The 21916-nt window shown below is 28.0% G+C and carries 20 protein-coding genes and 1 riboswitch; of the genes, 1 reads left to right on the top strand and 19 read right to left on the bottom strand.

Going from position 1 to position 21916, the window contains the following annotated elements:
• Positions 1 to 514: 514 nt before the first annotated feature.
• Both INR60_RS16345 and INR60_RS16340 read right to left on the bottom strand, forming a co-directional pair.
• Positions 515 to 1741: a DUF4179 domain-containing protein gene (locus tag INR60_RS16345; RefSeq protein ID WP_194192559.1), complete on the bottom strand. Its 1227-nt coding sequence runs from the start codon at positions 1739 to 1741 to the stop codon at positions 515 to 517.
• Positions 1742 to 2215, bottom strand: a complete 474-nt coding sequence (locus INR60_RS16340; protein ID WP_194192558.1) for an RNA polymerase sigma factor — start codon at positions 2213 to 2215, stop codon at positions 1742 to 1744. It abuts the gene before it with no gap.
• 142 nt (positions 2216 to 2357) lie between these two features.
• Between INR60_RS16340 and INR60_RS16335 the strand changes: the two genes are divergently transcribed.
• Positions 2358 to 2777, top strand: a complete 420-nt coding sequence (locus INR60_RS16335) for a hypothetical protein (protein WP_194192557.1) — start codon at positions 2358 to 2360, stop codon at positions 2775 to 2777.
• 38 nt (positions 2778 to 2815) lie between these two features.
• Here INR60_RS16335 and INR60_RS16330 read toward each other — a convergent pair whose 3' ends face one another.
• The 17 genes from INR60_RS16330 to INR60_RS16250 all read right to left on the bottom strand — a co-directional run bounded on the left by INR60_RS16330 (position 2816) and on the right by INR60_RS16250 (position 21914).
• Positions 2816 to 3484, bottom strand: a complete 669-nt coding sequence (locus INR60_RS16330; RefSeq protein ID WP_194192556.1) for an aquaporin — start codon at positions 3482 to 3484, stop codon at positions 2816 to 2818.
• 119 nt (positions 3485 to 3603) lie between these two features.
• Positions 3604 to 4170, bottom strand: a complete 567-nt coding sequence (locus INR60_RS16325; protein WP_194192555.1) for a hypothetical protein — start codon at positions 4168 to 4170, stop codon at positions 3604 to 3606.
• 100 nt (positions 4171 to 4270) lie between these two features.
• Positions 4271 to 6169 (bottom strand): FUSC family protein, encoded by a 1899-nt coding sequence (locus INR60_RS16320; RefSeq protein ID WP_194192554.1) that lies wholly within the window; start codon positions 6167 to 6169, stop codon positions 4271 to 4273.
• Positions 6170 to 6285: 116 nt separating this feature from the next.
• Positions 6286 to 7311, bottom strand: a complete 1026-nt coding sequence (locus INR60_RS16315) for an FUSC family protein (RefSeq protein WP_194192553.1) — start codon at positions 7309 to 7311, stop codon at positions 6286 to 6288.
• 114 nt (positions 7312 to 7425) lie between these two features.
• Entirely contained in the window at positions 7426 to 8457 is a 1032-nt protein-coding gene (locus tag INR60_RS16310; protein WP_194192552.1) for a TRM11 family SAM-dependent methyltransferase, read from the bottom strand.
• A gap of 117 nt (positions 8458 to 8574) precedes the next feature.
• Positions 8575 to 8913, bottom strand: a complete 339-nt coding sequence (locus INR60_RS16305; protein WP_194192551.1) for a zinc ribbon domain-containing protein YjdM — start codon at positions 8911 to 8913, stop codon at positions 8575 to 8577.
• 179 nt (positions 8914 to 9092) lie between these two features.
• The gene (locus tag INR60_RS16300) at positions 9093 to 9416 is read right to left on the bottom strand and encodes a thioredoxin family protein (protein ID WP_194192550.1); all 324 of its coding nucleotides are present in this window, start codon (positions 9414 to 9416) and stop codon (positions 9093 to 9095) included.
• Positions 9417 to 9455: 39 nt separating this feature from the next.
• Positions 9456 to 10205 (bottom strand): SDR family NAD(P)-dependent oxidoreductase, encoded by a 750-nt coding sequence (locus INR60_RS16295; RefSeq protein WP_194192549.1) that lies wholly within the window; start codon positions 10203 to 10205, stop codon positions 9456 to 9458.
• A gap of 149 nt (positions 10206 to 10354) precedes the next feature.
• On the bottom strand, positions 10355 to 11047 hold the full coding sequence (locus INR60_RS16290) for a LiaF transmembrane domain-containing protein (RefSeq protein ID WP_194192548.1): 693 nt from the start codon (positions 11045 to 11047) through the stop codon (positions 10355 to 10357).
• A gap of 2 nt (positions 11048 to 11049) precedes the next feature.
• Positions 11050 to 11505 (bottom strand): LytTR family DNA-binding domain-containing protein, encoded by a 456-nt coding sequence (locus INR60_RS16285; RefSeq protein ID WP_194192547.1) that lies wholly within the window; start codon positions 11503 to 11505, stop codon positions 11050 to 11052.
• A 108-nt stretch (positions 11506 to 11613) separates the two neighbouring features.
• Positions 11614 to 13275, bottom strand: coding sequence for a flavin monoamine oxidase family protein (locus INR60_RS16280; protein ID WP_194192546.1), 1662 nt, complete (start codon positions 13273 to 13275; stop codon positions 11614 to 11616).
• Between the two features lie 116 nt (positions 13276 to 13391).
• Entirely contained in the window at positions 13392 to 14624 is a 1233-nt protein-coding gene (locus INR60_RS16275) for a cation:proton antiporter (protein WP_194192545.1), read from the bottom strand.
• Positions 14625 to 14793: 169 nt separating this feature from the next.
• Positions 14794 to 15294 (bottom strand): transglycosylase SLT domain-containing protein, encoded by a 501-nt coding sequence (locus tag INR60_RS16270; RefSeq protein ID WP_194192544.1) that lies wholly within the window; start codon positions 15292 to 15294, stop codon positions 14794 to 14796.
• Between the two features lie 136 nt (positions 15295 to 15430).
• Entirely contained in the window at positions 15431 to 16471 is a 1041-nt protein-coding gene (locus INR60_RS16265; RefSeq protein ID WP_194192543.1) for a YdcF family protein, read from the bottom strand.
• A gap of 99 nt (positions 16472 to 16570) precedes the next feature.
• Positions 16571 to 17059, bottom strand: coding sequence for a winged helix-turn-helix domain-containing protein (locus tag INR60_RS16260; RefSeq protein WP_194192542.1), 489 nt, complete (start codon positions 17057 to 17059; stop codon positions 16571 to 16573).
• Entirely contained in the window at positions 17060 to 19765 is a 2706-nt protein-coding gene (gene mgtA / locus INR60_RS16255; RefSeq protein WP_194192541.1) for a magnesium-translocating P-type ATPase, read from the bottom strand.
• Between the two features lie 292 nt (positions 19766 to 20057).
• Positions 20058 to 20217: riboswitch (M-box (ykoK) riboswitch) on the bottom strand.
• Between the two features lie 146 nt (positions 20218 to 20363).
• Positions 20364 to 21914 (bottom strand): thiol-activated cytolysin family protein, encoded by a 1551-nt coding sequence (locus INR60_RS16250; RefSeq protein WP_194192540.1) that lies wholly within the window; start codon positions 21912 to 21914, stop codon positions 20364 to 20366.
• Positions 21915 to 21916 lie beyond the last annotated feature (2 nt).

Genomic DNA, 21916 nt, shown 5'->3' with positions numbered 1-21916 from the left:
GTGTTAGGCACGCCGCCAGCGTTCGTCCTGAGCCAGGATCAAACTCTCAATAAAAAGTTTAATCTGTACTCTTAAAACTTAAATTCGTAAAAAGAATTGCTGGTTTTGTATTATATAAATCTGTTCAATTTTCAAAGACCATTTAATCTCTGTCGCACTCAAGCGACTAGTTTAGTATATCATCATCTTTCGACATTGTCAACAAATTTCTCTTGGAAATTTAAGTTGTTTGCCGTAGCTGATGTATCTTATTATAGACTTATCTTTATATTTTTTAATTGTATTTTAATTTGTTTAAGTAACTCTCCCTTCCCCTCCTTTCATTTCCTCTTCTTTTCGACAATATATCATATACTGATACGCGTGGTATAGTTTTCCTTTGTTTACCCTTATAAATACGAAAAACACTCATTTTCAAATCAATATTTAAAGCTTCCCCCCTTAAAATAAGTCTAAGTTTTTATTAGATATATCATAAAATGCGTAGAAATAATATATTTCTACGCATTTTTACTTATTTAATAGGAATATTTACTCCTTTAATTAACTTTTCACTTATATCTTTTGCTTTTATCTCTAAAATATCTGAGCTATTTTTATTTAATTTAAAATAGCACTCTACTTCTACTACTTCATTATTTTCATTATAACTACAACTTAAGCCTTTAAAGTCTCCATCATTTTTATTTATTATATCTAAACTTCCTATATCATATATCTCATTACTACTTAAAGTAAGCTCTGATTTATTTAATGATTTAATTTTAAACCCATACTTATTATCTATTACTTTTCTTTTATTTAAATCTATCTTTATATTTTGAGATTCCTTTTTAGAAATATAAATACCATCACATACAAATCTAATATCTTCACTTAAATTTAAACCCGCTTTAAATTCAACCATACTTATTCCATCTTTATAAGAAGTATAAATATCAGATTGTTTATATTCATTACCATAACTATCTATTAACCTTGGATTTTTGAAGCTATATATCTTATATATATCATTATCTAACTTAAAATTAATTTTCACTCTTGAATTAGTTTTTTCCATAGATGTAATTTTCAGATTTCCTAGTTCTGTCTCTACACTGCTATTTAAATAAGTTTTTATATCATTACTGTTTTTAATCTTTCCATCTAACTCTATAGTAATATTAAAATCTATCTCTCTTTTCTCTTTGTTTATGACTTTTATATTTAAATTAAATTTATCTATTCTTTCATTAAAACCTACAACTAGGTATTCCTTCTTTGTATTCGGTTCTTTTATTATCATACTTCTACCATCTATAAACTCACCTTTATCATTAGTTATAGATGTATATCTTACTTCCTCTTCTCCAGTTATTTTTAAATCTAACCAAAGCCTTTTATAATCTCCTACTATAGTATTTATATTTACTACTACCCCATCTTTTTCTTTTCTATAATTTATATCTTGAACTAAACCTTCATTAATAGCGTTATCAAAACCGCTATCCTTCTCGAATTTAACTAATTCTACTAATTCTTTTATCCCTGGTATATTACTTAATGCTTCTGCTACTTCTTCTGATACATTTACGGCTCCAACAAAACATATTGAAATAACCGCTGCACCTATACCTATATTTTTTATCTTTTTATTTCGCCTTGCTTTCTTTCCTGACTTTATAGCAGATCTAACCTTTAAACTTAATTCTTCTGGTACTTCTATATCTTCATATATATTTATTAAAGTATCTTTACTCATCTATTCTCCCTCCTCAATTTCAATTCTTAAAACAGTTAAAGCTTTATGCAATCTATTCTTTACTTTTGATTCTGGGATATTTAGTATCTCTGCTATCTCTCTTATTTTATATTTTTCGAAATATTTTAGTATTATTACAGTTTTTAAATCATCACTTAAAGAGTCTACTAAATAATTTATATCAGTTATATTAAAAGAACTTGATATATTTACTTCCTCTTCTAGTTTTATCTTTGAATTCTTACGAATAAAATCTACTGATGTATTTATAACAATTCTAATAATATATTTTTCAATACTGTAAGCTTTAATAACTCTATCCATATTCTTATATATCTTTACAATACTCTCACTAACTATATCTAAAGCATCGTCTTTATTTTTTACATATATATAGGCTATTTTATAAAGTCTATTTTGATTTTTAATTATAAAATCTTCTACTTCCCTCTCTTTTTTAATTCTACCCCTCATATTATCCCCCTTAAAATCTCTATACTCTATAGACGACTCTAAACCCTTTTTTGTTTAAACTAATAATAATATTTTTTTGTAAGTACAAATACTTTATCTATTCATATAATGAAATATCTTTATATTTTAGGAGGGAAAATATTTGGAGAAAGAAGATCCTAAATTAGAAGAATTTTTTAAAAACTTAGCTATATATTTAGCTATTATGGAGAAGTATGGTTCTTATCTACTTATAATGGGATATGCAATATTTGTTCACGTAGCCGATTTAGACATACGAGAGGAAAATGAACCTGAAATACCTATAACAGAAGATGCAGCTGCTCTTTTAGTTATAGGCGAAAAATTAGTGCTTTGTGGACTTATAGTCCTTTGGTACGTAGCTAAAACCAGAATTTATCAAATAAATTCTAAAAATGAACTTCTAGGCTTAAATATTTCTCTAGTTCCTTACGAAAAATTATCAAATGCTTATTTTTTAAGTGTTCTTGCAAATATAGCTAGAGTAGATGCTTTAACCGAAATTGCATCACTAGATCCAAACGAAGAAGCACTTGTATAAAAAAAGGTTGCATCAAATAAATTGATACAACCTTTTTATTATTCTTCTTCAGTATCTAAAACAAATCTTCCAACTAAAGCTGCAATTATTCCACCGACTATAGGTGCTAATATAAATAACCAAACTTCTGAAAGTGCCGTTCCTCCAACAAATAAAGCTGGTGCTAAACTACGAGCTGGGTTAACTGATGTTCCTGTTAGTGGAATTCCTACTATATGTACAAGAACTAATGAAAACCCGATTACAAGTCCAGCTAAATTTGGATTTCCTTTCTTACCCGTTACAGCAATTATAGTTAAAACAAATACGAATGTTAAAATTGCTTCTACTAAAAATGCTCCTCCAGCTGTTAAATCTCCAAATGCATTTTGACCTAAATTATCTAAAGATAATCCTGCTGATTTTAAAACTGTTACAAGTGTCCATGTTCCTAAAAGAGCTCCTATTATTTGAGCTATTATGTATCCTATAAGTTCTTTTAAACCTATTCTTTTATTTACAAACATTGCTATACTTACCGCTGGGTTTATGTGACAGCCTGAAATTGTACCGATGCTATATGCCATAGCTACTATTGACAGTCCGAATGCCATAGCTATTCCTAATATTCCAATACCATCGATACCTCCTCCTAAAACTGCAGCTCCAGTTCCAAGTAATACTAGAACAAAAGTACCAATAATTTCGCTTATAATTTTCTTAGTCATAATATATCCCCTTTCAAAATTATTATTAAGTAATAAATTTTATCTATTTATAATTTTAACTGAATGCATTCGATAGTTTTGGACGTTTTAATGTAATTTTTGACTCTTGTTTTTTTATGTTATCGTTTAATAGTATTATATAAATCTAAGAAAAACTTTTTAGATTTTTCTGATTCTATATTTTCTTTTACTGGTGCCTCAAGATATGGGATACATATTCCTTTTTCTTTTAACATCTCATTTAAAACTTCTGTCATAACTCCATAAACTGTATCTTCAGAATGCAAATCTTCATCTTCGTTCATAGATTCTGTTTTGTATTTGTTAAGTTTATGTTTTCCCCAGTATATACTACATGTAGGACTACCTTGAATTCCTACAAAGCAGAGAGGAGTATTATTGTTATTTGTAAGTTCTGATATCATATCTACAAAAGACTCTAATTCTTTTTTGCAATGCTTTTTAAAAAATATGTTGTTGTACTGTTGTCTTCCTTGAGGGTTTCTCATATAACCCATAGCTGTAAATTCAGGGCAAGGAAGTTGTATAATACTTACATGCTTACTTAAAAAAAATTCACTTACCATCTTTGCGATTTCATATCGCTTCCCTAGTAAGTGAACTCTAGTTGATGGATTTAATAAACAATGTGCTACTATTGCAAAATAGCGTGGTTTTCTACTCATATTTATACCTCGCTTTTTTCTATTTTAAATATAGTATTTGTTTATTTAATCTATCCTATTTATTTTTTTATTTTGTAACTTATTCTATTATAGTAAAAGTTTATATTAATTCCTTTTTGCATTTACTTCCTAATTCATTTAGTAAATTCATATCATTATATATAACATATAAGCTTAATATTATATTTCTTTCTGCATCGCTCTTTGAATTATTGAATATATCTTTTATCTCTTCTATTGAATTTTCTTTTTTATACTTATCTATTATTTTTAAAGCAAACCTTTTATAAAGTTCTTTATCTTTTAAATACACTCCACTTTTAAATAAAAAACATATATCTCCAACATATTCAACTTGCTTACTTAAAAATTTACTTATAGTATCGTTTTTAATTATTATATTGTTATAATTTATTCTTCTAAAATAATGGTTGCTCATTATAAGCTTTTTATCTAAATCCTTGATATTTAATTCGTTGCTTATAAGAGATTCTATCATTTTATCGTTAAGTCTCATTGATTCATCTATACACTCTTTAGTATCTTTATTTATTTTATATGGAAAAATAAAATTCAATACTAATGCTACTACTATTGCAGCAATTATATTAAATAGTATTCTATAAAGGGCAAGTTCACCCATAGAATCTTCTGGATACATAATCATCATAGCTAGTAGCGCACCTGTTGTTATAAATATAGATCTTTTGCTATAGGAGTTTATATTTATTGATAAAAACATTGATAAAACTAAAGCTATTATAATTAATATCTTATTAGTTCCAACTAAAGTATTTAGAATTTCAAATAAAATCACACCTATAAACGTTCCAGACATCCTTTCTATAATTTTTTTATTGCTTTGCTCTGCATAAGGTAATATCAAAACAGTCATAGTAAAAGGTATCCACTTACCAAAATATATATCGAAATAATTAACTACAAAAACAGATAGTGAAATAACTATAGCTGCTTTTATTGCTATATTCCATCTTATAGATAGATTTGTTACCTTCTTTTCATTTAACTTAAACTCTTCTATTTTTTTATTTGTAAATAATTTTAGTATTTTTTCTTTATTATCTATAAAATTTATCATCTCTTCTAGAATATACTTAAAATAATAAAATCTGAACTTATCTACTCCATTTGTAACTTTAACTTCTTTTAATTCTTTATAATCTCTATTTGCAATCTCCTTTAATTCTTCTATATTAATTTCTCCATTTATATAAAGACCTATATTATCTAAAAAGTTTTTAAGCCTTATTAAAATATTCTCATTTTCTATATTTTTATTTACTAAGCTAATACTTTTATTAATATTTTTAAGTACTGATAAGATAATAGATTTATAGTAAATATCTTCTATATCTTTTTTGAAGCTCTCTCTTTTTTCATATATTTTTATCTCAGTATTTTTTATAAGAAGAACTGTTTTTTCATTAATACTTGATATTTCTTTTCCTTGTAATACAAGCTCAACTTCTAAAATTATACTTTTTAAAATTGTATTTAGTTCATTGCTTATAATTTTTTTATTCTTAGCTTTATTCAAATAATAATAAAGCCCCATTATAACGAGCCCTGAAAAAGCTAATGCTAATAGCCTTTTAGGTAACTGATTTATAGTAATTGGAGAATATAATAAAAGTAAATATGTCATTACAAAGCCTGAACTCTTAGCAGGTTTGACATCATAACTAAAAATATAATACAAGGAAAAAACTACTATTATTGTAATAGCTAACCCTATCTCATAATTTAAACTCGCCAAATAAGAAAATATACCTATAGATACTTGTATAAATACCATAAGTTTTATCATTCTTTTAGGTCTTACTGAGTAGTCATCTATAAGGAAACTTGATGTTATTAGCAGAGTACCAAACCCTATCAAAACATTATCTTTCCCAAATGCAAAGAAAATAGAAACAACTAAGAGCATTAAAATAAAATTAATTACTTTCTTTATCTCTTTTTTTAAATTCATTTTCATAAACTTTCTCCTGATTTAATTTATATTTTTATCTTTTTATACTAATCTTAAATTTATGCGTTTAAAGTGCAATAAAAGTGTAGTAAAAAACTTTACTACACTTTTATTTTAACACCTTATTTAAACCCTAGGGTCATATTTTTATTATCCTCTTCTTTTGAAAAGCTAAAAATATATTTATTTGCAATAAGCGCTATTACTGCACCTATAAATACATACATTATTCTTTGCATAGATGAATAAATAGAACCATCACTAATAGACATAGCTGCAACTACTGATATAGTTACGCAAATTATTTTATCTCTATAATTAGTTGTATAAGTATCTAAATATCCTCCTAAAAGTATTATTGCAAGCCTTATTGTATTATCTTTAATTATCATAAATAGTAATATTACTATACCTGCACCTATTATAGTTCCTTCTAGTCTTTGTTTAGATCTAACTTTACAGTGCTCTGAATATAATTCTGTTAATGAAAAAATAGTATAAGTCATCCATCTACCTTGAGCTAATTCAAAATACCCTGCTATAAATGCAGTTATAGCTGTAAGTAAGCCAACTCTTATTGCATATCCTGCTCTGACTGGGTGAACTTGTACACTTTTTCCTAATATAGTTATTGTCTTGCTATCATTATCTTCTTCTTCAAACTCTAATATATCTGATTTTACTACTTCTATTTTTTTCTTTTTGCTGTTAACTATAAGCTGAAGCACCATAATAAATACTGCTCCAAACATAAGTCCAAGTAGTCTTTTCCCAAACATACCCCCATTTACTGGAGTGTATAACATAAAGTTATATTGAAGTCCAAATGCCACTATAAGTTCCTTTGTAAAATTATAACTTAAAAAATATCCTATTGATGCAAGTACTATAAAGTTTATAAAGAAACCTGCCCATACATTATTAGCTGCTATATATGCTGATACACCTAGTCCTATATTTACTAATAGCAATTTAGAAAAATTATTAAATGAATTCTTTGTAAGGTCTTTAGATAATAATACTAAAGCCGCAACTATTGTAGATACACCAACTAATGAATTCTCTTTCCCAAAGAGAGTATTAAATATATTTACGAATAAAATTATAAATATAAATAGTAAAGTATTTGGTATAATTTTTTGTTTCATTCTTTCATATCCCTTCTCTGTAGTGAACAATATTATCACAGAGAAAAAGATTTTTCAATAACGCTATTTTTAAAAAATTTTAAAAAAAATAAAAAAGCACAAAATTTGTGCTTTTTATTTTTTAATTGCTACTATTAAATTACGGTTTATTGATTGGTCTACTCTATGAATGTAACCAAAATAAGGCTTTCTATCTAAGACTTCAAAACCTCTTAACTCTAAAACTTCTTTAACATCATCATACTTTAAAGTAAACTCATTATATGAAAGAACAAGTGATCCTTTTACTTTTAAAGCATTTTTCCATGAAGGAATTGACTCTTTTAAAAGATCTAAAGGACTTCTATCCATAGCTATTTCGTTTGCGACCTTACTACCGTGTTGAACTCCGTAAGGTAGGTCTGATACTAACATATCACAAGTATTCTTTTTTATAAGAAGATATGCATTTCTAGTATCTGTTGTAAATAAGTCAAGGCTTTGAACCTCACCTTTTGCAAATTCTTCTTTAGTCTTCGCTGTTGTTAAATTAAAATAATTTGCAATCTTTTTGCCGTTGTTACCTGTTCTTTTTTCTTTAGAGGTTTTGTGCTTGTATTTACCCATTTTTAAGTATCTTACTATAAATGTTTGGATTTCGTTTGACCACTTTTCATTTATATCTATTCCAGTTACATCATAGCCTCTTATTAATCCTTCAAAAAGAGTAGTTCCTTTACCACACATAGGATCAAGTAATCTTAACTTTTTGCTTCCTGTCTTACATGAAGCTTCTGCTAAAGTTACCATCATTCTAGTAAATAGTTCATTTGTTTTCCCAGTATACTTAAGTATTTGAACTAAGCTTTCAGGGAAACTTCTAAAATCGTCTATTTTTACTGGCTTTAATAGTCCATCTTCTACTATTTCAAATATAGCATAATAAACTGAAGATGTACTTATTGCTTTAAAATCTATATCGTCTAATCTTTTATCTGTCTTAAATGTAATGCAGTTTGGAAGTCCTATATTTCCTTCCCCTATATTCTCTATTTTAATGTCGTGTGCTGAAACTATAGCTTCAAGTTCTAAACAAGCTATTTTAATTGCCTCGTCAAAATAAATACGAGTATGACTTGGATTCGCTAAAATTGCGTATTGATACATTCATATCATCCCTTCTAATAAAAACTTTCTTTACAATTCTACACTAAATATATATTAAATAAAATGCTAAAACAAAAAAAATCTGCCTTATTTTTAATATGGCAGATTTAATTTATATTATAACTTTTTAACGAATTCTGATTTTAATTGCATAGCTCCGAAACCATCTATTTTACAATCTATGTTGTGGTCTCCCTCAACTAAACGTATGTTTTTAACTTTAGTTCCTTTTTTTAATGCAGATGAAGCACCTTTAACTTTAAGGTCTTTAATTATTGATACTGAATCTCCATCTTGTAGGATGTTTCCGTTTGAATCCTTAACAACTAAAGTATCATCATTATTAGCTTCTGAAGCTGCATTCCACTCGTAAGCGCACTCTGGGCATACGAAAAGAGCTCCGTCTTCATAAGTATATTCTGAATTGCATTTTGGGCAATTTGGTAATGTGTTCATTTAAGTTTCCTCCGTTCATTTTTTCTCAAATAGATTTCTCTATTGATTTTTTGCAAAAAAATAATAAGGACTTCCTTATCTGCCTATATACTAACATAATATTTGAAATAAGGCAAATTAATTAATATTACTCTCTATTACTCTTTTTTTCTCCATTTTTCTATAGTTTATATAATTAGCTAATTGAAAATCATATTATAGTATCTATCTATATCTTTTTCTAGATCAAGCATACTTACATTTCTTCCTGTTCTTATAGTTTCTTTTTTATCTACGTATAAAATTAAGATCGGAAGAGAAAATATTCCAAACTCTGCTGCTATGTTTGGATATTTTTCTCCACTTATCTCACAAGCCTCTATTTTAGGGTATTCTTTTATTATATCTTCTACTTTATATTTAATAGCTTCACAAGCCCCGCAGTCTAGCCCTGTAAAATATACTATAGCCATATCTGAATTTATAAACTCTCTTATTTCTTCTGTGCTACTAACTTTTTTCATAAGTCTATCTATCTCCCTCCTTATAACAATACAAGTAAATTATATTACAACTGCACCATCAACTGATAATATTTCACCACTTATATAACTTGCCATATCTGAAGCTAAAAATAAAAATGCGTTAGCGACATCTTCTGGTGTTCCAAGTCTATCTAAAGGAATTGTTTTAGAAATAGCCTCTATTATATTTTTATCTAAAGCTTTAACCATATCTGTTTCTATTACTCCAGGCGCTACAGCATTTACTCTTATTCCATCTTTTCCAAGTTCTCTTGCTAATGATTTAGTTAATCCATTAACTGCAAATTTGGATGTAGGGTACCCTACTCCTGTTTTTTGACCGTATAAACTTACTACAGAGCTAGTATTTAAAATTACGCCACTCTTTTCGTCTTTCATAACTTCTGCAATGATTTTTGTGCAATTAAAAATAGCTTGTATATTTATATCTAATATTTTTTCAAAATGCTCTGGTTCTTGATCGTATATACTTTTATTATCACTAATACCAGCATTATTTATAAGTACGTCTATTTTGCCCCATTTTTCTAAAATTATATCTACCATTTCATCTATCTCTTTTGAATTTAAAAGGTTTGGATAAAATCCCATAACTTCGTAATTTCCACTTATCCCCTTTAATTCTTCTAAGGCTTTATCTACAGTTTCTTTTTTTGAACCACATAAGGCAACCCTTGCACCATTACTTAAAAATTTTTTAACTGTCTCAAAACCTATACCTCTAGTTCCTCCAGTTATAACTACTACTTTGTTTTTAATTCCTTTCATAAACTATCTCTCCTTACATAACATATTTCTTTACTCTATAATAGACCTTTTAATTTTAAAGTGCCCATAAAATTTTTAAAAATTTTATGTAATTAATGAATATAAGGTAGTAAGTAATTAAAATTTTACCTACTACCTTATTATTTAGACTATATATATATTATATCTACGCCAGAGAAACTTATGTCCCCAGTTAAAATTAATGTTTTACTAGTATTTCTATCGCCTTTATTTTTTTCTGTTAATCCACCGAAAGAAACAGAAGTTTTATCGTCTATGTACCAATCCTTAGGTACAAAAATTTCTACTCCTCCAAAGCTTACATCTAACTTTAAAACTGCACTGTCATTTAAAATACTAGCATTATCAAAATAAAGCTTCATACTTCCAAAAGAACAACTTAAGTTAGCACATTTAAAATTATCTGTGTTTATATATTTTATACTACTTCCAAAAGAAGTATTAAGATTTATATATTCACTATCTTCGTAAGCTACATCTTCATATATTTTATCGTAATCACCATTATTTATAACGTATTTAGGCTTTTTAAATATAAGTGATAACCCTAAGCTTAATAGGGCTGCTGCAATTAAAATAGGTCCTGGAGTTATATCTGTTATTCCTAACTGCTTGCTATAGATTATTCCTATAAACGCTAACGGAAAAAACACTCCATAAAAGTTCTTTCTAAATAAGCTTCTTATACTTACAAATAAAAATACTCCTGAAAGAAATAAATAAAATATATTAAAATCTTCAAAATACCCTAATTTGCTTAAAATCATAAATATACTTCCAAGTATAAGAATTATTCCAAATAAAACTCTATCTTTTTTCAATACTATCCCCTCTTTTCTTGTAATTTAATTTTTAATGGTTTGTAATAAAATCTAGAAACATATACTTGTTTGTACGTATTTGAAAATTCAACCTTACTTGCAGATGATAAACTTCTAGTTATAGAATATATTCTATTTGTATTTAATATTGTGGATTTCGATACTCTCATAAAATTTCCTGGAAGTAAATCTTCTAGTTCGTAGAGTTTATACTTTACTTTGTATATGTCTTTTGTGGTATGTGCATTTATTGAATTTTCTTCTGTTTCAAAAAATAGTATATTATCTAAAGAAATATAGTACTCTGTATTTTCTTTAAAAAATGTTATCTTGTTGTGTTTACTAATTGAATTTATAATTGCGTTATTTATATCTCTTATATCATCGTTAATTTCTCTGCATCTTATAATAATTTCATAATCTTTTAGTTTTTCTAAAACTTCAATCTTTATATTCATATCTTCACTCTCCACAAGCTAATTATATAAAACTTAATTAGCTATAGTAAATGCTCTTTTACTAAGTGGTATATTTTTAAACTTAAGTGGTATTTAAATGCTATTATCTTACTTGTTTTTCTTTATATTTAATGCAACATCGTATGCAGCCCTAGTGCCTGTACTTAAAGCTCCTTGCATCCAACCGTGAGTTTGAGATATATGCTCTCCTGCAAAAAATACATGGTTTTCAAACTCTGGTCTTTTTGCATAATATGAAAATAAGCTTTTTTGATTTGGCATATAATGCGCAAAAGCTCCATTTATTCCAGGTTCATTTATCCATTCAATAGTTTTATAAGATTCTACTATTTTATCTAAATACCCATTTTTAATTCCATGAACCCTCTCTAATTCAGTTTTAACCATTTCTGTTTTTAATTTATTTTCCATACCTCCTAGACTTATTGAATCATTATTTAAATTATATGATGCTAATAATACGCTTTTTGATTTGCCGTCATTTTCCTTAGAATTTGGATACCATATAGTTGAACTTACTAAATCAGTAACTGAACTTCCACCTAGTCTCTCATCATCTTGATTTTTCCAAAATCGTTCCTTACATAAAAACAAAACTTTTTGCGATTTAACGTAAGAAATTTCTTTTATAGCTTGCATCTTTTCTTTTGAAAACATAGGTTTTATTTCAAGTGTTCTTAAACTTGTAAAAGGTATGGTACAAATAACGTAATCAAATTTTTCTGTATTTATTTTTGATGATTTTCCCTTTTTATATCCTATGCTTACTTTTTTATCACTTTCTTTACATATAGATGTAACGTAACAATCATTTTCCCACTTAACCCTATTTATATTTTCTTCCTTTACATTCCTATATTCATTTGGATTCTTATCCATAAGCGAGTTATAAAATGCTAAAGGAAGTTTAACCATACCCCCTTCTATAAAATATCTATACTCATAATCTACTGTGTATTGCTCCATTAAACTTTCAATAAACCCATTATAATAAAATGATCCAAGTAAAGGGTCAAGGCAAGATATAAGTTCTATTGCCCCTTCGCTTAGTCCACTGCCTTTTAAAGCATCACGAATACTTAATTTATCTAAATTCTCTATCTCATTAGAATACTCTTTTTTAATTTCTAATATTTCCTTTCTTAATCCTTCTTCTATATTATAAAATTCTTCTAAAACCCCTTTCTTTATTAAATCTTTCCAGGGCTTATTTTTTTCATCTTCTTTCAAATTAAATTGCTTATATATTTTTTGAATTACATTTTTACCATCTAAATCATTTTTTTCTCTTTTACCTCTTATATAAATATATCCATTTTTATTTTTCTCTATAAAAGGCTTGGTATTTAATTTAAATAAATCTATATAATGCCATACAGCTTCATGACTTACAGGTATTCTCATAGCACCAAGTTCCCCGTATAGTTTTTTCTTTTTATCAAAATAATGAGTATAAACACGCCCTCCGATTCTTTCTTTCTCCATTTCATATATAGTTATATCTACACCTACTTTTCTAAGTTCAAAAGCTGCTGAAAGCCCAGCGAGTCCCCCGCCTATTATACAAACTTTAATTCCTCGCCCTTCATTTTTTTTAATTATCTTTGTTATACCCTTTTTAGGCTTAAGAAGTCTTGTTACATCTAAAAATTCATCTTCTCTATCCGCCTCTTTTAAAGTTTGTCTAACCATATTCATCCTGTCTTCATGTGTTGGGTTATCAACTTGCTTATATCTCATAAATTCCATATTTAATTTAGACTCCTTAAAAATATTTCATCTTAAGATATCTATGTATAAAAATCTGATTTAATGTTCTGTTGTATATTAAAAAAAGATAGTAGATTTCTCTACTATCTTTTAAACTACTCTATCCTCTCACTAGTTACGTCTATATAGTCTTTAACTAGTTGATTAGGCTCTTCTATAACAGCTTCATCATCTTTACTAAATGCTATCTTAAGTAATATAGGTGTAATTATGGCTGCTGCTATAACCATTATTACAACCGGAACAAGTCCCTGACTACTTATAAGGCCTACACTAAGCCCTTTATTTGCAACTATAAGCGCAACCTCTCCCCTTGAAACCATTCCTATACCAACTTGAAGTGATTCTCTATTTTTATATCCAGAAATTTTAACTCCAACTGCACCACCAACTATCTTAGTAATTATAGCAACTACAGTTAATGCTACAGTAAATATAATCTCACTCTTACTTAGACTGTTTATTTCAAGTCCAATTCCTATACTTGCAAAAAATATAGGGGATAACAAAAGATAAGATAAAATCTCAAACTTCTTAGTTATTATATGAGTTCTATCTGTGTTTGATATTATCATTCCAGCTATGAAAGCACCAGTTATATCAGTTACTCCAAACACAGCTTCAGCAATATATGATAACCCTAAGCAAAGAACAAAGGCCATTATTACAATTCTTCTTATTTCTCCACCTTTTTGTTCTATCCATATAACAAATAGTTTTCTTAATATAATTCCTAATATGCCTGCAAATACAAAAAATGCTACTATCTTTAATAATACTAGCTCTATATTCACACTAGAATCTGCCATACTTATTACTATAGTAAGACCTATTATCCCTAATATATCATCTATAAGTGCTGCTCCTAGTATAGTATTACCCGCTCTAGTATTTAATTTTCCAAGTTCTTTTAAAGTTCCAACTGTTATACTAACAGATGTTGCTGTTAATATAATTCCTATAAATATATCTTTTAATATATCTTTATTTCCTGGTTCCACCCCAAATGCCATAGATACAAGGAAGCCTCCAATCAATGGAATTATAACTCCAAAAACGGCTGCAAGTGCAGATGCCTTCCCAGTTTTCTTTAATTCTGAAATATCTGTTTCAAGTCCTGCTGTAAACATAAGGACTATAACTCCAACTGATGATAGCTGAGTTATAAATTCAGTTTCATGTAAAATTCCAATACAAGTAGGTCCTAAAACAACTCCCGCTATTAATGCACCTACAACTTGTGGTAACTTTAATTTTTTAGTTACCATCCCAAAGACCTTAGTACTTAATAATATAAGTGTAAGATCTAATAAAAATCTGTGTGTCAAAAAAATCCCTCCAGTTATCTTTTGTTTATTAAAAACATTACTATTATCGAGGGTTTATTGACTTTTTTCATCAAATTTCGCAATTGTTTATGTAAAGTTTATAAGTTCTCCTTATTTTTGACCTAAAAATACCAAAGCTTAGTTGTTTAAACCAAGCTTTGGTATTTTGTTAAATCATAAAATATAATATTTTATATATAGTTTCCCTAGTCTTTATTTTATCTGTGTAATATTCTTCTGCATATTTTTTTGCATCGAATTTAGGATCTTTATCTTTACCGTTTACTAACGCCCAATTACCTACAGTTTCTTTTAAATCTTTTCCATTACTTTTTGACAAGTAGTATGTTCCAAGTTTGATATTTGTGTCGTTTTGATCAAAGCTATCTTTTTGATAACTAGTATCTCCCATTTCTTTTGCTAATCTTTCACCTGTTTGCTCTGTGATTCTCATTAGGCCTCTAGCCTGGTTATCTTTATACTTATCTTTATCAAAACCAGTTTCAAAGTTTATTATTGCTGCTATAAGTTCTGGTTTAACATTATACTCTTTTGCATATTGTTCTATTATCTTTTTATCTTTTATTGGAAAAACAGTTTCTCTAACTGCAAACCCAACCCCAATTAAAACCACTAGTACAATTGCTATTATACTTATTACCTTTTTCATATTTATTCCTCCACTTGCTTGTTTTTAATATACTAGAATTATATCTAGATAAGTATATTTATCATATTTATCTTCATTACGATATCCTTTCATTTATGTAAGAAAAGAAAAAAACTTAACCAAAGTGGTTAAGTTTTTATGCTATAAAGTGTTGTAATAAAGCTAATAATATTCCAAAAATCATTATAGCTGATACAACTATTATATGTCTCTTTTTATACATAACAACAATTGCTATATACTCTCTTATAAGGGCATTTGGCAGATAAAATCTAGCTGTCTTAGAACCTATCCCTTGAGATTTAAGTCCCGCCCACCTAGCATATATACCTGCTCTAAAAATATGAAAGTTACTAGTTACAAATATACTATTATAATTATTTGTTCCTTTAATTTTATCCATTATATCTTTTGAAAATTTCATATTTTGAAGCGTATTTACAGACTTATCTTCTAAAATACAATCCTCTTCTTTAACTCCCTTTGATATAGCGTAATTAAACATTCCTAAAGCTTCTGATATGCTCTCATCTGTTCCTTTTCCACCTGAAAAAATAAGTTTTGGAGAATTATTTAAAGAGCTTTGTTTTCTATAAAACTCAATTCCTTTATCTACACGACTTGCAAGTAGCGGAGTAACCTTATCTTTATTTAACCCACAACCTAAAACAATAACAAAATCTTGATTTAATTTTGGTTTATTAAATTGATATAAGAATTCTATCATTAAGAAATTAAATACATCAATGCAATAATATAACCATATTAAATTAACTGTTCCAAGTAAAGTTGCCCAAGTAGGAGGTAGGAATCTCTCTGGTGATATATAAGACCATATCACAACTCCAATTAATGCTACTGCTAAAAATAAAGTTAACAGATTAGGCAAGCTCTTACCTTCTTTTTTTATTACTGTTTTTGTGTTTATAAGTAATCCTATTATTAGTACATAGATAGCAAATATAAATGTTATAACTAAAATAATTAAAATAATACCTACAAACATCATAAGTATAGGGTTACCTGTTGTAAATGCAGCATACATAATAGCTAAGAATAATGTTAAAAGAAAAATATTAAATAAAAATCCATTTATCATCCTTCTTTTATCCGTGTAAAATGATATTAGAAAAATTCCCAAGGTAAATAAAGTTACCCCAATTACTAACCAATTCATATTTTTATCTCACCTTCTCCTTTGTTTTATCTTAAATATAGCATATATATATTTAAAGCTACTAATAAAATTTTATTAGTAGCTTTATTTTTGAAATAATTAATTAAATTTATATCCTACTCCCCATACAGTTATTATATATTTTGGGTTCACAGTATCCTTTTCTATCTTCTTTCTAAGTCTTCTTATATGGGCCATTATATTGCTATCATCAACTACATAGTCAGTTTTCCAAACAGCTTCATATATTTCTTCCTTAGAAAATATAGTTCCTCTATTACTAGCCAAAACATATAAAATATCAAACTCTTTAGGAGTTAGTTTTACTTCTTTTTCATCTATATAAATAGTTCTTTTACTATAATTTATATTTATATTTTTATAATCTAAATCTTTATTGCAATTTTCCTTTTTATAATCATCTTCACAATTAATAATTAATGATTTTAAATCATTTGTTTTAAGGGCCTCAATACTCTTTTTAAATTCTAATAACTCCGTATTCTCTTTATCTAATAGCTTAATATTATCTAAAATATAATTTAAGTTATCTATACTTAAAGATAAAAATTCTGCATTATTTCTCATTTATAGTAATTCTCCGTATTTATTTATATATGATTTTTTAGCTACTGTAACTAAAAGCATATATCCTATTACTATTAATGCTACAAATAGGAAATATATTAAAGGTAATGATACCATTCCAAGCATTTCACCGAATTTAGTAAATGGTATTATTGCACCTACAGAAACTGCTACAGCTGTAGCTATTAAAACTTGTTTTGAAGCTATACTTTGAACAAATGGAGTTTTTTCAGTTCTAATCATATGAACTACTAAAGTTTGTGTTATTAATGATTCTATAAACCACCCTGCATTAAATGCTGCTATAAATAATATTTGGTTTACTCCTGGATCGTTGTAGTTTCCTCCAGCGATTATTGGACATACTATAAAGTACATAACTATAAATGTTAGTATATCAAATACTGAACTTGTAGGCCCTATCCATTTCATAAACTTGCCAATTGATGCAGCATCCCACATCTTTGGATTCTTTAAATATTCTTTATCTACATTATCCCATGGGATAGCAATACATGATAAATCATAAATAAGATTTAATATTATTAATTGGATTGATATCATAGGTAAAAATGGTAAGAAAGCACTTGCAACTAAAACTGAGAACATATTTCCAAAGTTTGAACTTGCAGTCATTTTGATATATTTAATCATGTTAGCAAATGTTTTTCTTCCTTCTATTACACCCTCTTCTAAAACTTCTAAATCTTTTTCAAGTAGTATTATATCTGCTGATTCTTTTGCTATATCTACTGCTGTATCTACTGAAATTCCAACATCTGATTCTTTCATAGCTGCAGCGTCATTTATTCCATCACCCATAAATCCAACAACATGACCATTTTCACGAAGTATTCTTACTATTCTTGTTTTTTGTGCTGGTGATAGTTTAGCAAATACGCTAGTTTCTTCAGCTACCTTAGCTAATCTTATATCATCCATAGCTTCTACATCAGAACCTAAAACTATATTATCTATTTCTATACCAACTTTTTTACAGATACATTTAGTAACTCTATCATTATCTCCAGTTAAAACTTTTACTTTAACTCCATATTCCTTTAATGACTTTATTGCTCTTTCTGTACTTTCTTTTGGTGGATCTAAGAAAGCTAAATATCCCATAAGAACCATATCTGATTCGTCGCTTACTTTAAATTCACCTTCTGCAGAAGGGTTTGTCTTTTGAGCTAAACCTATAACTCTCATACCATCATCATTTAATTTATCTACTGTTTCTAATATTTTTTTAATTAGTTTTTTATCAAGTTCTTTTATTTCACCTTTATACTCAACATACTTACATACACTAAGCATTTCTTCTATTGCACCTTTTGTTATTAATTGAGTTTTTCCTTCGTTATCTTTTATGATTACACTCATTCTTCTTCTATTAAAATCAAAAGGAATTTCATCTATTTTTTTATAATCTTTATATAAATCCTTTAAACCTTTTTCATATGCTTCTTCTATAATTGCAACATCTATAAGATTTTTTAATCCTGTTTGGAAATGACTATTCATAAATGCATGACGCAATACTCTATCATCTTCATTTCCTTCAATATCTAAGTGATATTCTAAAACTACTTTATCTTGTGTTAATGTTCCTGTTTTATCTGTACATAAAACATCCATAGCACCAAAATTTTGGATTGAATTTAAATTTTTTATAACAGTTTTCTTTTTTGACATAGTAACTGCACCTTTTGCAAGACTTGTTGTTACTATCATAGGTAACATTTCTGGTGTTAAACCTACTGCTATTGAAATTGAAAATAATAAAGCTTGTATCCAATCACCTTTAGTTATTCCATTTATAAAAAATACTACAGGCACCATAACTGCCATAAATGATATTAAAAGCCAAGATACAGAGTTAACCCCTTTTTCAAAACTAGATTTGTTTCCTTTTCCAGTTATAGCTTTTGACATTGATCCAAATATAGTATCATTTCCTGTTGAAACCACTATACCTTTTGCAGCACCACTTATAACGTTACTTCCCATAAATGCTATATTTTCGCAATCTAATGCTGATTTATATTCTTTATCTTTATCTAAATTTACTACTTTTTCTACAGGATTACTTTCACCTGTTAATCCTGATTCACTTATAAAAAGATCTTTCGCTTGGATTATCCTTAAATCTGCTGGAACCATATCTCCAGCTGCTAAATTTACTATATCTCCAGAAACTACTTCTGAAAGTGGAATTTCAACAGTACCTTCTTCTCTTCTTGTTACTGATGTAGTTGTTTCTATAAGTTCTTTTAACTTTTGGGCTGCACTGCTTGACCTTAATTCTTGAACGAATTTTAGTAAGCCACTTACAGTAACCATTGTAACCATAATTATTACACTTGTTGGGTCTTTATCCCCAGGTGCTGCCATAACTATATCAGTAAAAAATGATATTATTGAAAGTAGAATCAAAATGATTGTAAATGGGTTTATAAATGCTTTAATGAATTTAACAATTATGTTTTCAGACTTTTCAGTACTGATTACATTGTTGCCATATACTTCACGCATTTCTTCCACCTTTTCATTGTTTAGTCCATTTAATGATACATTCATCTTTCTAACTAAACTTACTACATCCATTTTAGAAACTTCTAATAATTTTGCATTAATTAATCCTTGTCTTTTTAATTCGTTATTTGTATTTAAAGATCTGTCTTTTTTAAATAATATCTTTTTCATCGTTCTTTCCTCCTCTAAACTTTTCTATTAGGAGTAAGATACGAAATCTACAAACTGAATTTTTAATATTAAATTTTAATTTAGTCGGCTTTATATAAAATGTGCAGACTGTCTTGGTCTACGTCATTACTATATTCTTCAGCCTTTATGCATGATTTCGTACCTTTACTACTACTGTCTGCGTCCATTTTTTTACACCTCCAAATTAATTTAATTAGAATAGAAAATACAAAAAGCCCTTAATTTTGCTCAAACAAAATCAAGGGCATTAAACTCTATGATGTAATAAATTCTTTAAATGATTTCGTTCAAGCTTTAGCATCGTAAGGCAGTGAAATTGCGTTAGGTTATGCCTTGAATCGACATCCCCTGCTGACCAAGCGAATAGTGTCTCCACTATTTTGCGGTAGCAATCCATATCCTTACGGTAGCCTCACCTACCGCACTGTCTATTCTTTTTTCTTACAATGTCATTATATCACTCTTCACTTAAAAAGTTTATTACTTTTTTCTTGCTTTTTTTAAATTTTTTTATGACTTTTTAATTTTTCATTACCATAAGAAGTAAAAATATACTCTTTTAACAAATGGTACTTTATTAGTAAGTTACACTTACTCTAGGGTATAAAGTTGTACCCCATATTGATACGTTTATATCGTTTGTTAAAGGTAAATTATCTTCGTCTACTACAGTTCTCCACCATTCCCAAGCAAGTCCTGTACACTCTCTAGCCATTACTTTTATATTTTTCGCATTAGCTTTAAGAGGTATTATTGTAGAGTAATGTGCTGTTTTATCTTTGTAGTTATCACTCCAATTTTTGTGAGTTAATACTTCTTTACCGTTTTTATCATAAGATACTTCATCCCAAGATACTCTAAATTGAGCTACATATGCTCCACTGTGGTCTAAAGTTATTTTACCTCTTGAGTATTCTGTAGAAGTAGTTTCAATGTAGTCAGTTTTGTTGTGAACTGCTGCAATTGAGTTATCTTTTAAGAAAACACTAGTGTATGAAATAGGGTATGCTGGGTTTTTAGCACTAAATGCTGCATTATCTTTAATAACTTTTTTTATTTCATCAAAGTCTTTAGAAACAACTTTGTTATGCTCTTGTGCATCTCCACCTAAAACAACTGCTGTGAATGTACTATCTTCATAAATATCTTTGTATTTAGAATTAGCTTCTACACTATTATTTTTAACAAGTGCTTTAAATGCAGCTTGTACGTCCTTACTCTTAGATGAAGTTTCTAACTTAACGTATACTGTTCTTCCGTAAGCTACGTTAGATACCATAAGAGGTGGTGCTTCATTACTTACACCCTTTCTAGTTAAATCTTTAAATGTTACTCCATTTCCAAAAACATCTGCTGGGTTGTTTGGAAGGTTTGCACTTACTGTGTAGAATATTTGCTTGTAAGCTACTATCATAACTTTTTTCTCATCATTTGCAACTGCATTAAAGTCTACACCTAAAGAATTTTCTAAAACTTTTGAATTTACGTTAAGTGCACTTGATATTTGTGACTTACTGTAAACCATAGATTCAGAGTATTGAGTTCTAGCTGGTAAAGTATGAGTGCTTGAGTATTTATCATTCCACTTAGAAACTAAAGTATCTACAGCAGCTGATACGTTTCCGTAGTTTGGATTTTTAACTTTTATAGTATTTTCGTTTTGTAAACCTGGTAAGTCTATACTTATATCTATAGGCTTTCTCTTGCAAACTAATAATGTTGGTCTATTATCTACAAATGATTGATCTGCAAGTTGTAGCGCACCTGGGTAAGTGCGATCGTTTACTGAATCAACTATTGAAATATCAACAGGTGACGTAGTTAATGATTTTTTCTTTCTTTCAACTACTACAAACTTATCACCTTTGTTTTTACCTTCTCTTGGAGTAAAACTTTCTATTTTATCTCCGTTAGAAGCAAGAACTTCGTTTTTGTTGTAGTTTAAGTTTGCTATCCCCTCGTTTATAGCTTCTCTGTTTTCTTTGTTTTTATCAGCATCTTTTTGTTCTATAACTTTAGTATTTTCTTTGTTCATATCAGTTGCAAAAGCATTACTACTTCCTAAAAAAAATGAACTTGAAATACAAACCGTTATAACCAAAGCTGATATTATCTTTAGCTTTTTCATTT

The organism is Clostridium chrysemydis, assembly GCF_015234215.1.
GTDB classification, from domain to species: Bacteria; Bacillota; Clostridia; order Clostridiales; family Clostridiaceae; genus Clostridium; species Clostridium chrysemydis.
Note: the sequence above shows the minus strand (reverse complement) of the source record. Positions and strands in the feature narration are given on the sequence as shown.